Origin of the sequence: Rhodanobacter denitrificans (assembly GCF_003335105.1) — a bacterium.
GTDB classification, from domain to species: domain Bacteria; phylum Pseudomonadota; class Gammaproteobacteria; order Xanthomonadales; family Rhodanobacteraceae; genus Rhodanobacter; species Rhodanobacter denitrificans_A.
On sequence record NZ_QFWQ01000005.1, the window covers coordinates 412,820 to 426,269 of the forward strand.

Consider the following 13,450-nt stretch of genomic DNA (forward strand, 5'->3'; position numbering starts at 1 on the left):
AAGTCGTTGTCGTCATTGCCGCGTGACAGGATTCGAACCTGCGATTTCTTGCGACGTTGGTCTTTCCATAGTCAATTTTTCAGTTTTTATTAGTTAAATCATCAACTTATAGTGTAATGGTCGTACTTGTCGAAAATGTGAATTTGATCACACTAATTATGATTTTTGTGATATAGATGCCTGCCTCGGGTTGGGGGCGTAAAGGGGTGGGGTGGCTGACAGAAGGATTCGTCAGCAAGGGAGGTGCAACATGTACCGATCGTTCCGATACGGAATCCGCTGGCAGTTGCTGCTCGTACTGGTCGAGTCTGTGCTGCTGGTTGGGTGTGTCTATGCCGCGGTGATGCTGCGTTATTGGGGGCATGGCAGCACTCAATCCGCGTTCGTCCATTCGGTGCAGTGGCGCGCGCTGCCGGTGGCGATGGTGCTGACTTTCTCAATGGCTGCGCTTGGGTTGTATCAAGTACATCTGCGCGCGAGCTGGCTGGGGCGGCTCAGCCGACAAGGCGTCGCCTTCTTGTTGGGCGGCATCGTGCTTATGGTGCTGTATTACGCGATCCCCACCTCGTATCTGGGCCGGGGGATTCTGGGCATTGCGTTGCTGCTCGGCTACCTCGTCGTGGCCCTGTGGAGAGCGCTGTTCCTGAGTTTTGTGGACGCCGACTTGTTCAAGCGCCGCGTGATGATCCTGGGTGCCGGCGAACGCGCTGCCGAGGTGATCCGCGCAATGCGCCGCAAGACCGACCAACGTGGGTTCAAGATACTGGGTTGTGCGCCCGTGGGTGCCGGTTCGGTGTCCATCGCCGCGCCTCTGCTGCTGCACCCCGACGATGCCTTGTGCGAATGGGCGACGCGGCTTGGCGTGGAGGAAATCGTGATCGGGCCGGACGATCGCCGCGGCACCTTGCCGGTGGGAGCGCTTTTGGAATGCAAGCGGAACGGCATAGCAGTGACCGAACTCGCCGATTTTTTCGAGCACGAGGCCGGCAAAATCATCATGGAACTAACCAACCCGTCGTCGTTGATATTTTCGGACGGCTTCAATATCTCCCCCGTTAGGCTCGCGATCAAGCGTGTCTTCGATTTAATCACTGCTTCGCTGGTATTACTGGTGACATGGCCGTTCATGCTGTTGACGGCCCTGGCAATTCGGCTGGAGTCGGGCCGCGGCGCGCCGATCCTGTACTACCAGGATCGAGTCGGTGAAAACGGCAAGCTCTTCCGGGTCATCAAGTTTCGCAGCATGGGCGCCGACGCCGAGCGCGATGGCGTGGCACGTTGGGCTACTGAGCACGACAACAGGGTCACCAGGGTCGGACGCTTCATCCGCAAGGCCCGGCTGGACGAGTTGCCGCAGCTCTGGAACGTGTTGCGTGGCGACATGAGCATCATCGGCCCGCGACCGGAGCGGCCGCAGTTCGTGGACAGTTTCAACAAGTGCATTCGCTACTATTCATTGCGGCATTGCCTGAGGCCGGGGCTGACCGGCTGGGCCCAACTTCGCTACCCATACGGCTCATCCAGGGAGGATGCCGAGGAAAAGCTGAAGTTCGACCTCTTCTACGTAAAAAACCATAACTTCGTATTCGATCTGGCCATCCTGGTCCAGACCTTGGAAGTGGTGTTGTTCGGGCGCGGCGCTCGCTGAAATCAAGGAGAAGGACGAGTGAAACGACTACCGCAAGACTGCATTTTCTGGCTGATGATGGTGGCTGGTTTGGTGCTGGTTGGCGGTTGCAGCACCGCACCGACTGTCGACTCTTTGGCCGCGACGAACCCGCAACCGCTGGAGCATTACATCATCGGGCCGGGTGATTCGCTGGAAATCTTCGTGCGCGACAACCCCACGCTGACCACTACCGTGCCGGTGCGTCCGGATGGACGTGTCTCGATCCCGCTGGTGCAGTCCATCGTGGCTGCCGGCAAGACTCCGGAGGAACTGGCCGGCGATCTGGAAAAGGACTTGAGCCGCTACATCCGTTCTCCGCTGGTAACCGTGATCGTCAAGGGGTTCGTGGGCGCTTACAGCCAACAGGTGCGCGTAGTCGGTCAAGCGGTGACTCCCATGGCTGTGCCTTATCGCAGCGGAATGACCATTCTCGACGTGATGATCGACGTCGGCGGCCTCACCAAATTTGCCGCTGGCAACAACGCCAAGATCATCCGTCATCTGCCCGAAGGCAGCGACCAGACCATACCGGTGCGGCTGGGTGAGCTCATGAATGGCGCGATCAAATACAACGTAGTCATGCGTCCTGGGGACGTTCTGATTATTCCCCAGTCATTGTTCTGACGCCGCGAGCCAGGTATTCGGCGCCGCCAACGACATTGGGAAAGAAACAAATGCAGACCCAGTCATTTCAGTCATTTGATTTGCATGAGTTGTTCCAGTACGCACTGCTGGAGGCTCGCGCCGCATGGCGCTATCGCTGGCATGCGCTGATTGTCGCGTGGTGCGTGATGATCCTGGGGGCGCTGCTGGTTTTCAGCCTCCCAAACAAGTATGAAGCCGACGCGCAGGTATATGCCGACACCGATGCGTTGACGAATCCGCTGTTGAACGGGGTCGCAATGCAGCCTGACGTCCGTGAGCGACTGCAGGTCATCACCCATACCATGCTCTCGCGCCCCAATCTCGAGGCCGTGGCGGACAAAACCGGTTTGGCTCTGCGCGCGACCACCCCGGCGGACAAGGACGCGCTGTTGCTGAGCCTCGGCGCCGCCGTCCAGATCAAGGACGCCAACACGAAGAACCTCTACAACATCAGCTACGCCGACTCCGACCGGCAAATGGCGCAGGCGGTGGTGCAGGCGTTTCTGCAGATCCTGATGAACGATACCGTGGGCGCGAATACCGCCTCAGCCACGACGGCGCAAAATTTTCTGGAGCAACAGGTCCAGGACTACGGCAAGCGGCTGACCGAGGCGGAGAAGAAACTCGCGGATTTCCAGAAAGCCAATGTTGGCTACATTCCCAGCCAGGGCGGCAGCAGTTATTTCATGCGCCTGCAGGCCGCTGAGGCGAAGTTGCAGACATTGCAAGCCCAGTACGATACGGCCGTCGCCGGCCGCGCGACCATCCAGCAGCAAATGCGTGCGATGGCGGCCGGATCTGCTGCCTCCTCGGGAATCGATCCGCGCACCCAGGAAGTGGACAAGCAGATTGCAGCTTATCAGCAGCAGCTCAACACGCTGCTCCTGAGTTACACCGATGCGTATCCCGATGTGACGGCCACACGACGCATGATCGCGCAGCTTCAGGAGCGGCGCGCAGCCCTGAAAAAAAATGTCGCGAGCAGCTCGATGATGAGCATGGCCTCCGACAATCCGGTTTATCAGGGAATGCAGGAATCCATGTACACCGCACAGGTGAGCATCCAGACGTTGGCGATGCAGATCGGCCTGCAGAAACGGCAGATCGCCGAACTCAAGGACCAGGGGGACAAGATCGCCGATGTGCAAGCCACGTTGCAGCAATTGACGCGCAACTACGATGTCACCAAGAAACAATATGACCAATTGCTGGAGCGTTCGAACACGGCCCAGCTGTCCCAGGACGCAGCGCAAAGTGGCAACAATCTGAAATTCCGCGTGGTCAACCCGCCCATCGTTCCGTTGCTACCGGAGAGCCCGCATCGCAGCCTGCTGTTGCTCCTGGTGTTCGGTCTGGCCATAGCCATCGGCAGCGGATACGCATATCTCCTGCACAAGATAACGCCGGTATTTGTGAGTCTCTGGGATTTGCAGGCTTCCGGTGATTACCCGCTGCTGGGCACCGTCAGTTTGATTGTCTCGCGGGGGCGTTGCCAGGAACTGCGCCGAAGCACGATGGGGTTCTGGGCCGGGGCCTGTCTGCTGCTGATGATGCTGGTGCTGGGGTTTGCCTTTGACGGGCACATGACCCGTCTGATGCAGCATTTCCTTATGAGGGGTGTCGCATGAGCATCGTTGAGAAAGCTGTCGAAAAACTCAAGAACTTGCCGACGGAGCTGGCAGTACCGCCACCGGTGGAAACAGCGCCACTACACATGGCATCCACGGTCGAGCGTTTCCAGGAGCGGACGCGCGTGGTGGATCAGCCGGTTGAATCCGCGCCGCTGTGGCACGTGGAGCCAGCTGTGCTCAAGCGCACGGGCATACTCCCCGCCGACGACGCGGCGGGCGCGCGGCTTGCGGACGAACTGCGCCTTATCAAGCGGACGTTGCTGGACAATGCGATTGGAAAAGGTGCCGAAACACCTGCCCGTGGAAGGCGCATCATGGTGGCCAGCGCGGAGGCGGGCGAGGGCAAAAGCTTTGTCGCAATGAATCTCGCCCTGAGTTTGGCGCGCGAGACGGATTTCGAGGTACTGCTGGTTGACGGCGATATACCGAAATCCGACATCACGCGCATTCTCGGTCTCGGCGAGCAGCCCGGTCTGATGGATGTGCTGGCTGACGAACAGCGCGCTCCCGCCGAAGTCATCGTACGTACCGATGTGCCGAACCTGCTGGTGGTACCGGCAGGGAAACGTCATCCGCTTGCCGCAGAATTGTTCCGCAGCCGCCGCATGGAGTACGTGCTCGACGAATTTGGCGGCCGTGATCGGCGACGTCTGATGGTGTTTGACTCTTCGCCGCTACTGGCAACCTCGGAGTCCCAGGTGCTGGCTTCCCACATGGGTCAGGTTGTCATGGTGGTGGCCGCAGGCCGAACTCATCGGCAGGCGGTCAATTCAGCGCTGCAAAGCCTGGATGACTTCCAATATGTTGGCCTGGTTCTCAACATGAGCAGCCTGCCTGCGCGCGCGAATTACTACAGTCGCCCCCATGGTCATTATCTCCGGGTCCTCAACGGGGAAGCCTGAATGCGCGCGCTGTCGACGTCCGCTGTCTTGTCGTCGATCGTCCTGGGTGGCTGGCTGACCGGTGTCGCCGCCCAGAGCGTGAATGTCCGTGCGCGCAATTCGCTGAGTTCGGCCCCGGATGAACAAGCCACAGGCGCCGAGGATGAGTCAGTCGGCGTCGGCGTCATCCCGCAGCCGAGTATCGACTCTCCAGGGACAGTCTTGGGTGTCACCCTCGGTGAGCTCTACACCGACAACCTGAGGCTTGCGGCCTCGGCCAAACCAAAACAAACGGGCTGGATTACCGAGATCCAGCCGTTCTTCAAGGGGGCATGGGATAGCCCCCGGTTTTCCGGCGTACTTGATTACACCATGACGGGTTATCTATACGCAGGACAATCGCGCTCCGATCAGTTGGCTCACGATCTCAGGGCTGGCGGGACATTCGTCATTCTTCCGCAGCACTTTTTCCTCGACGGTACCGCATTGTACGGACGCGAGGTCATCAACAATGAACTGCCGGCCGGGTCTGGCACGTTTTTCCTGAACAACAACCTCGCCAACGTCGCCAGAGGCACGCTCAGCCCGTACTGGATCCAGGACTTTGACAACGTCGGCACGATGACGCTGCGTTACACCCTGGGACGAGTGGTCTACAACCACCATGGCATCCCGGGACAGAATGGTGCTCTGTTGAATGGGATTCCCGATAACACGAGCAACGCGTTGCAGTTCGGCCTGGTGAGTCCTGAATACCAAACCTGGGGCTGGAATCTGGGATATTCCGATCAGCGTTTCACGCCAGACTACGGTCGAAGTACCGAGTATGCCGTAGCCAAGCTGGGAGCCGCGTGGCAAATCAGCAACGATACCAAGTTGCTGGCCGATGCCGGCAAGGAAAACCGGTTCCTGTCGGACGGCACGTCCCGGAAGCTTGGCGCCGTATTCTGGGACGTCGGATTCGATTGGTCGGATATCCGGGATGATTTCAAGTTTCTGGTCGGACACCGGTTCTACGGGCGCAGTTACCAGTTTTCATGGACGCGCACAGCGGCGTTGCTGACAACCACGATGAGTTATGTGGAACAGCCAACCGACCTCAACCAGCAATTACTGGAACAAAACCCCGGAGCGATTACCGTTCCCGGCGGGATTTACTACCTTCCATCGCTCAGGAACCTCCGGACTTATCTGATGAAGCGCGCTGCAGCCTCGGCAAGCTACACCATGCCGAGAGGCAGTCTGCGCATGGCCCTATACGATGAGCGCCGTACCTATTTCCTCCTGGATAACCGCGACGAGAGAGTGGCTAATGCGAATCTCGACTGGCTGTTCGATATTGGCGCATCCACCACGCTTACCACGACACTCGGTTGGCAGCGGTATAAATTTCAGGACGGCCAGATAAACCACAATCATTATGCGCAGCTGACTCTCGTTCACCAGGTGAGTCCGAACAACTTCGGTAGTCTTCGGCTGCGCCGCGACTCGCGCAACGTGCAGTCCGGCGCGCCGGAAGCACACGGTTATCGGGTGAACGTGCTCTTCGTGCAATGGACCCATTTGTTCTGAGGTCGACATGTATCAGGCGTTTTACAAACTTCGCGGCAAGCCTTTTCAGCTGACCCCGGACCCAGCAATGCTGTTTCCCAGCAAGGGTCACCGGCGTGCCATGTCTTACCTGCTCTACGGGCTCGAGCAGGGCGAGGGCTTCGTGATGATTACCGGGGCAGTTGGCACGGGCAAGACGTTGCTCATCAAGAAGCTGTTCGAAGAACTCGCACATCACAACATTGCCATGGCCAGTATCGCCTCCGCCAATCTCGACGGTGAGGACATATTGCCGGCCGTGGCTTCAGCGTTTGCCCTGCCTTACGAGGGGCGCGGCAAGGAGTCCTTGCTGCAGGATGTAAAACGCCATCTGATGGCGTTGCGTGATCGCCATTCGCACGCGCTGCTGGTGGTGGACGAGGCGCAAACACTTACCTCGGCGGCGCTGGAGATGCTGCGCATATTGACGAATTTCGAGGTCAACGGCCACGCGCTGTTGCAGGTTTTTCTCATCGGTCAGGCCGAACTGCAGCGGACCATCGTCACCAATCGCATGGAACAGTTGCGTCAGCGCATCATTGCCTCGCACAAGCTCGAGCCGATGGGGGTTGAGGAAAGCCGCGAATATATCCTGCATCGCTTGCGCGCAGTCGGCTGGAACAACGATCCGGAACTGGCACCGGGAATTTTTGCGGGGGTATACCTGGCCAGCTGCGGTATCCCGCGGAAGGTCAATCTCATCATGGACCGATTGCTTTTGCACGGATATCTGGAGGAGATGCACGACCTGAACCAGGCAGCGCTGACCGTCGTGCTCGACGAAATTCATGAGGAGATGGCCGACGTACCGCAGACGCTGGAAGCGCCTGCATTCCCTCAGGGCCTGGATCCATCGCCCCCCGAGCGGGAAGCCGAGCTTGCGGTGCTGGACATCAAGCAACGCAACAACACCATGTTGCAGCTGATGCACGAAAACATCCAACTCAGGGAGCTGCTGAAGTCCAGGTCGTCGCCAACATCCGCAACCAACGACGCGGTGGTCGCCAATATCCGTCGTGGACGTTCCAGGCGGAAACGCAAATGAACAAGCTGCCACCGCCACCTGAGCCCCTCGTCAACGCCATGACAGTCGACGTCGAGGACTATTTCCAGGTTGCGGCCTTCGAAAAGTGCATCCGACGCGAGGATTGGCCGCGCTGGCCGATCCGCGTGGAGGACAATACCCGGCGCGTACTGGAGCTTTTCGCTGGCCACGGCGTGCATGCGACCTTTTTCGTGCTTGGCTGGGTGGCAGAACGCTTCCCCGTATTGGTGCGCGATATCAGCGCTGGTGGCCATGAAATCGCAAGCCACGGTTTTGGCCACGAGCGCCTGACCAATCTGAGCCGCAGCGAGTTCCGCGACGGCATTACCCGCACCAAATGCCTGCTGGAGGATTTGACCGGCACCGCGGTGGTCGGCTACCGGGCACCCAGTTATTCCATCGGCCCCGGAACACTTTGGGCCCATGAGGAATTGCGCGAAGCCGGGTACCGCTACAGTTCCAGCATCGTGCCGATTCACCATGACTTGTATGGCATGCCGGGGGCGCCGCGCTTTGCGTTTTTCACCGAACGTTTCGGCCTGCTCGAAATACCGGTGACCACCGTGCGCCGATGGGGACGCAACTGGCCTTGCGGTGGTGGCGGTTATTTCCGTCTGCTGCCCTATGCGCTGTTCAGGCGCGGCCTGCGTCGCGTCAACCGGGGAGAACAATCCTCGGGCGTGTTCTATTTCCATCCATGGGAAATAGATCCGCAGCAGCCACGGGTACCCGGTGTGACGCTCAAGAACCGGCTGCGGCACTCCCTGAACCTGACGCGCACGGCGCCCCGGCTCGATCGATTGATGCGCGATTTCCGGTTCGATCGCATGGACCGTGTGTTTTCCGTCGATGCCTATGCCGACTATCCGGTGGTGGCGTTGCAGGCCGCCGAACTCCGTGTGAACTGAGGGGAAACAGGACATGCTGGACCAAGCGGATGGCGGTCGTTGTGCCGATACTTGCGCCATCAAGCGCCTGGGAAGTGATGACGAGGATCGCTGGGACGTCTTTGCCAGGGACGCGCCGCAGGCCACGTTTTTTCACCGCGCGGCCTGGCGCGGCATCATCGAGCAGGGGCTCGGCCACCGCTGTCACTATTTGTACGCGCAGCGGAATGGAGTCATCACCGGGATTCTGCCGCTCGCGGAAATACGCAGCCGGCTGTTCGGCCACGCACTGATTTCGACGCCATTTTGCGTATATGGCGGCGTGGTAGCGAGCGACCCGGACAGTGCATCGCAGCTCGCGCAGGCTGCGACCACTCTCGCCGACGAGTTGCATGTGGATTATCTCGAATTGCGTGATCGCGAGTTGCGCCACAGGACCTGGCCGGTCAAGGATCTGTACGTCAGCTTCCGCAAGGCGATTGATCCGGACCATGACAGGAATTTGAAGGCGATCCCGCGCAAGCAGCGCGCCATGGTTCGCAAAGGCATAGCCGCGGGTCTGCAGGCGCACCACGGGGGCGGCATTGCCGAGTTTTACCGGGTGTACGCCGAGAGTGTGCGCAATCTGGGTACGCCCGTGTTGCCACGCAACTATTACATGCGGCTGCAGCGGATGTTCGGCGAGGATTGCGAGATTACTGTGGTCACCCAGGAAGGGCAGCCGGTGGCCGCCGTCATGAGCTTCTATTTCCGCGATGAAGTGCATCCGTATTACGGTGGCAGCGTGGCGCGCGGCCGCGATCTGGCGGCCAACGATTTCATGTACTGGTCGGTGATGCAGCGCGCGTCGGAGCGCGGCGCACGGCTTTTCGATTTCGGTCGCAGCAAGCAGGACAGCGGCTCGTATCACTTCAAGAAACACTGGGGCTTCGAGCCCCGGCCGCTGCACTATGCCTATCACCTGGTACGCGCCAGGACGGTTCCCAACATCAGCCCTGCCAACGACAAGTACAGCCTGTTCATCAAGGCCTGGCAGCATCTGCCGCTGCCGGTCAGTTGCGCGCTGGGGCCATGGCTTGCGCGGAATCTCGGTTAGCGCATGCGCTCGGTACTATTCCTCTGCCATCGTCTCCCCTGGCCTCCCAGCAAGGGCGACAAGATCCGTTCGTACCACGTGTTGCGGCGGCTCGCGGAGCACTATCGCGTATATCTCGGCGCGTTCGTGGACGATCCAGCTGACTGGCAGTACCTTGAGTCGGTCGAGACCTTGTGCGCCGAGGTCTGCGTTCGACCCTTGCCGCGCTGGTCTGTGCGCTGGCGGGCGCTGGCGTCGTTGATGCGGGGCGAAGCACTCACCGTAGGGGTGTACCGCGACCGTGTAATGCGGCGCTGGATCGAAGGACTCCTGGCCGAACGCAAGCTGGACCTGGCCTTGTGCTATTCGTCCGGCGTGGCGCCGTTCGTCATGGCTCAGCCGCAACTGCGGCGAGTCATGGATTTCGTGGATGTGGACTCCGACAAATGGCGCCAGTATGCACAGGCCCATCATGGCCTGACACGCATGATCTACCGGCGGGAAGCGCGTCGACTGGCGGACTTCGAGCGCACGGTTGCTGCACAATTCGACGCCAGTGTGCTCGTCTCGGAAGCTGAGGCGGCGTTCTTTCGACAGCAGGTGCCGGCGACAGCCGGAAAGGTACACGGCATCCCCAATGGCGTGGACTGCGAATATTGGGATCCGCAACGCGCCTGTGCCAATCCCTATCAGCCAGGGGAACGGGCAGTAGTGTTTGTAGGTGCGATGGATTACCGCGCCAACGTGCATGCCGCGCAATGGTTCGCGCGCGAAGTGTGGCCGCGAATTTACGCCCAGTGCCGGGATGCACGCTTTTACATCGTGGGAAGCAGGCCGACAGCGGCGGTTCGGGCGCTGGGTCAGCTCGCGGGCATTACAGTCATGGGGCGCGTGGAAGACGTGCGGCCATATCTGGCGCACGCCCATGCCGTGGCTGCACCGTTGCGTATTGCCCGAGGCATTCAGAACAAGGTGCTGGAAGCGCTGGCCATGGAAAAGGTGCTGCTGGCAACACCGGAGGCCTGGGAGGGCATCGAGGATTTCGCGGGTCGCCAAGGCTGCATCAGCGATTCGCCGGAGGTCATGGCGGCCGAAGCCGTGCATTGGCTGGACACGCCGCAACTCGCACGCGCACCGGCGGCCCGCGCGATGGTTCTGTCGCGCTACGGCTGGAAGCGCAATCTCGACACCTATGAACGTGTGCTGGGTAATGCGCAGCCCGGCGCAGCCTCCATCCGTGCTGTGGGCACTGCCGGGTTGGGAGCATGTTCGTGAATGGGGTATTGGACGCCAACGCCGATGTTTCCACGGACGCTTCCGGCTGGACCGTTGCGGCAGCCGCGTTCGGTGTCGGAGTGGTCGTGTTGCTGGTCTGCTACTGGCAGACGGTGCAGTCGCTGGTGTGGGTCTGGGATCACGACGGAAACTATCAGTACGCTTTTCTGATTTTCCCGTTGAGTGTTTGGGTAGCATTTTGCCTGCGCCAACGGCTGCGGGCGCGCCCACCCGCGCCGAGCGTTTGGGGCGCGGCTGCGGTGGCCGCGTTGGTGTTTGTCTGGTATGCCGGCCAGCTGCTCGATGTCAATCTGGTGCAGCATTTCGCGCTGGTGTCCCTGTTTCCTGCGCTGGTGATGGCGTGCTGGGGCTGGCGCGCGCTGTGGGTGCTGGCGTTCCCACTCGGCTATCTGGTGATATTTGCGGTTCCCTGGGGCGATGGACTGGTAGGCCCGTTGCAGGACATCACTGCGCATTTCGCGGTGCGCGCGCTGGAATTGACCGGCACCCCGGTGCTGCTCAACGGTCGGGAGATCCTCACGGCCTCGGCGGTGTGGATGGTGGCGGATGCATGCAGCGGCGTGAAGTTCTTCATCGCCTGCAGCGCCCTCGGCTGTCTGTTTGCGTACCTGATGTACCAGCGCTGGCGCAAGCGGTTGCTGTTCGTGGTGCTGGCAGCCGTGGTGCCGATCATTGCGAACGGTCTGCGGGTGTATTTCACCATACTGATCGGTGACACCTGGGGGCTGAAGTACGCTACCGGCCTGGATCACGTGATTTTCGGCTGGCAGTTCTTCGGCACGGTGCTGGTGCTGTTGCTGCTGAGCGGGTGGTTTTTCCGCGACCCTCTCGTGGCGGGCGTGCCGCCCCCGGCAAATAACACCATGCCCACTGGCGCGCGCATGGTGGTCTGGCCAGTGGTGATCGCGTTGTTGATTGCCGGCCCCGTAATGGCCGCCGGAGTTTCATCACCAGCGCCGGCAGATGACTTGCACTTGACCGCACCCACTGTCGCAGGTTGGCGCGGCCCGCAGACTGCGGCAGACGAATGGCGACCTGCATTCAACAGCGCCGCGGGGCGGGTAAAGGCGTTTTATCGATCAAACGCCAGCGGTGAAGTGGTCGAGCTGTTTCATGCCATCTACACCGGCGCGCCGCGCCGCGGGCATACGTTGATTACCTACGAGAACAAGCTGTACGACCCGGCGCAGGCGCAAATTCTGAGCAGCGCCAGCCAACAGCTCCGGCTCACCGATGGCCGAAGCCTGGCCGCGGGAGAATTGCGGCTGAGTGGTGCGGCGGGGTCGCGCCTCGTGTGGTACTGGTATTGCGTGGATCGCCGCTGTACCCGCTCAAAGATGCTCACCAAGTTGCTGCAGGCGTGGGAGGTGCTGCGCGGAGATGTGTCGCAATCGTCGGTGTGGGCTTTGTCAGCGCCGGTTGGCTACGCCGGTGTCGATCAGGCGCGGGCGAATTTGCGTGCGTTCGCGCAAGCACTTCCGGTGCCAGGCGTCGCGGAACGACGCGTCCAGAGGGAACACCTCACTCCCGGGGACGAGCCGTGAACGACAAACCGCTGATCGTGCACGTGCTCTACCGGCTGGATACCGGTGGCATGGAGCGCATCGTCGTATCGCTGATCAACGCGACCTGTGATCGCTACCGGCACGCCGTGATTGCGCTGAGCGGTTTTGGGGTTCTGAGAGGAGAGATAGAAAATACCGTTACGGCGTGCGTGTCGCTTGAGAAGAAACCGGGCAAGGACTGGCCGTGCTACTTGCGACTCTGGCGCGCCTTGCGAGCGTTGAATCCGGACCTGGTACAGACTTACAACATCGGCACCCTGGATTTCGCACCGATCGTGAAAATGGCCGGCGTGAGCCGCCTGGTCCACGCCGAACACGGACGCGATGCGACAGATCCGGAAGGCGAGAACCCCAGATACCTCCGGCTGCGACGTTGGATGGCACCATTCATCGATCGGTACGTTGCGGTTTCTCCCGACTTGCAAAAGTGGCTCACGGAACGCGCGGGCATTCGACGATCCAAGGTGGCGTATATCGCCAATGGAGTTGATGCCGCGATGTTCAGTGTGCCACGCGTGGCGTCGGAGCCACGCCGGCAACTGGGCGGTTTCGCGCCTCCGGGCACCGTGGTTGTCGGCAATATTGCACGTCTCGACAAGGTAAAGGATCAAGCCGGTTTGCTCCTGGCGTTCAAGTTCCTTCGTGAAAAGGCAGGACATGCCGATTGCCGCTTGATCATTGTCGGTGAGGGGCCACAACGGGAGGTGCTGGAACGGCAGATCGTTCAGCTCGGCCTGGTGGAGACGGTGCGCCTGCTCGGCAACCGCGATGATGTGGCGGAGCTGCTGGCAGAGTGCGATGTGTTCGCCTTGTCGTCCATCGCCGAAGGCATGCCCGTCACGTTGCTGGAAGCGATGGCCGCCGGACTTCCGGTGGTTGCAACCGACGTCGGGGGCGTGGCCCTGGTGGTGGAGGCCGGTGTGACCGGTACGCTGGTGCTGGCGGGCGATCCGCCTGCCATGGCTGAAGCGCTGCGCGCCTATGTCGAAGACGCAACGCTGCGTCGTCAACATGGCGCTGCGGGATGCGCCCGCGTCGCCGCGCAATTCAGCTTGAATGCCATGGCGACCGCGTATGCAACATTGTACGACGGGCTGCTGGGCGCACTGGCGAGTGCCGCGCCGGCACGCGCATTGTCCGGCCTGGCTGAGCGCAAGGAGAACTGA

Annotated in this window: 11 protein-coding genes; all 11 read left to right on the forward strand. The window is 60.7% G+C overall.

Annotation, left to right across the window (positions count from 1 at the left end; genetic code table 11):
* The first annotated feature begins 250 nt into the window (after positions 1-250).
* Genes DEO45_RS09190 through DEO45_RS09240 form a run of 11 tightly spaced genes read left to right on the forward strand, consistent with a single transcriptional unit; the run spans position 251 to position 13,450 of the window.
* Positions 251-1,648 carry a TIGR03013 family XrtA/PEP-CTERM system glycosyltransferase gene (locus DEO45_RS09190; protein ID WP_114342803.1) on the forward strand — a complete coding sequence of 466 codons (1,398 nt, stop codon included), beginning with the start codon at positions 251-253 and terminating at the stop codon, positions 1,646-1,648.
* An 18-nt stretch (positions 1,649-1,666) separates the two neighbouring features.
* A complete protein-coding gene (locus DEO45_RS09195; RefSeq protein WP_223250829.1) occupies positions 1,667-2,293 on the forward strand; it encodes an XrtA/PEP-CTERM system exopolysaccharide export protein in 627 nt (208 codons plus the stop codon).
* Between the two features lie 50 nt (positions 2,294-2,343).
* Positions 2,344-3,942: an XrtA system polysaccharide chain length determinant gene (locus DEO45_RS09200; RefSeq protein WP_114342806.1), complete on the forward strand. Its 1,599-nt coding sequence runs from the start codon at positions 2,344-2,346 to the stop codon at positions 3,940-3,942.
* The gene (locus DEO45_RS09205; RefSeq protein WP_114342808.1) at positions 3,939-4,847 is read left to right on the forward strand and encodes a P-loop NTPase; all 909 of its coding nucleotides are present in this window, start codon (positions 3,939-3,941) and stop codon (positions 4,845-4,847) included. The genes DEO45_RS09200 and DEO45_RS09205 overlap by 4 nt, the downstream gene beginning before the upstream one ends.
* The gene (locus tag DEO45_RS09210; protein WP_114342810.1) at positions 4,848-6,398 is read left to right on the forward strand and encodes a TIGR03016 family PEP-CTERM system-associated outer membrane protein; all 1,551 of its coding nucleotides are present in this window, start codon (positions 4,848-4,850) and stop codon (positions 6,396-6,398) included. It begins immediately after the preceding gene.
* Positions 6,399-6,405: 7 nt separating this feature from the next.
* Positions 6,406-7,461, forward strand: coding sequence for an AAA family ATPase (locus DEO45_RS09215; protein ID WP_114342813.1), 1,056 nt, complete (start codon positions 6,406-6,408; stop codon positions 7,459-7,461).
* Entirely contained in the window at positions 7,458-8,369 is a 912-nt protein-coding gene (locus tag DEO45_RS09220; RefSeq protein WP_114342815.1) for an XrtA system polysaccharide deacetylase, read from the forward strand. Before DEO45_RS09215 ends, DEO45_RS09220 begins: the two co-directional genes overlap by 4 nt.
* 13 nt (positions 8,370-8,382) lie before the next feature.
* Positions 8,383-9,444 (forward strand): FemAB family XrtA/PEP-CTERM system-associated protein, encoded by a 1,062-nt coding sequence (locus DEO45_RS09225; protein WP_114342817.1) that lies wholly within the window; start codon positions 8,383-8,385, stop codon positions 9,442-9,444.
* A gap of 3 nt (positions 9,445-9,447) precedes the next feature.
* The gene (locus DEO45_RS09230) at positions 9,448-10,698 is read left to right on the forward strand and encodes a TIGR03087 family PEP-CTERM/XrtA system glycosyltransferase (RefSeq protein WP_114342819.1); all 1,251 of its coding nucleotides are present in this window, start codon (positions 9,448-9,450) and stop codon (positions 10,696-10,698) included.
* Entirely contained in the window at positions 10,689-12,263 is a 1,575-nt protein-coding gene (gene xrtA / locus DEO45_RS09235) for an exosortase A (RefSeq protein WP_114342821.1), read from the forward strand. Before DEO45_RS09230 ends, xrtA begins: the two co-directional genes overlap by 10 nt.
* Positions 12,260-13,450, forward strand: a complete 1,191-nt coding sequence (locus DEO45_RS09240; protein ID WP_114342823.1) for a TIGR03088 family PEP-CTERM/XrtA system glycosyltransferase — start codon at positions 12,260-12,262, stop codon at positions 13,448-13,450. Before xrtA ends, DEO45_RS09240 begins: the two co-directional genes overlap by 4 nt.

Excerpts from the sequence above, each read along its gene's own strand:
- DEO45_RS09210 (WP_114342810.1), top strand. The coding sequence starts at position 4,848 with ATGCGCGCGCTGTCGACGTCCGCTGTCTTGTCGTCGATCGTCCTGGGT.
- DEO45_RS09215 (WP_114342813.1), top strand. The coding sequence starts at position 6,406 with ATGTATCAGGCGTTTTACAAACTTCGCGGCAAGCCTTTTCAGCTGACC.
- DEO45_RS09205 (WP_114342808.1), top strand. The coding sequence starts at position 3,939 with ATGAGCATCGTTGAGAAAGCTGTCGAAAAACTCAAGAACTTGCCGACG.
- DEO45_RS09225 (WP_114342817.1), top strand. The coding sequence starts at position 8,383 with ATGCTGGACCAAGCGGATGGCGGTCGTTGTGCCGATACTTGCGCCATC.
- DEO45_RS09200 (WP_114342806.1), top strand. The coding sequence starts at position 2,344 with ATGCAGACCCAGTCATTTCAGTCATTTGATTTGCATGAGTTGTTCCAG.
- DEO45_RS09230 (WP_114342819.1), top strand. The coding sequence starts at position 9,448 with ATGCGCTCGGTACTATTCCTCTGCCATCGTCTCCCCTGGCCTCCCAGC.
- DEO45_RS09190 (WP_114342803.1), top strand. The coding sequence starts at position 251 with ATGTACCGATCGTTCCGATACGGAATCCGCTGGCAGTTGCTGCTCGTA.
- DEO45_RS09220 (WP_114342815.1), top strand. The coding sequence starts at position 7,458 with ATGAACAAGCTGCCACCGCCACCTGAGCCCCTCGTCAACGCCATGACA.
- xrtA (WP_114342821.1), top strand. The coding sequence starts at position 10,689 with ATGTTCGTGAATGGGGTATTGGACGCCAACGCCGATGTTTCCACGGAC.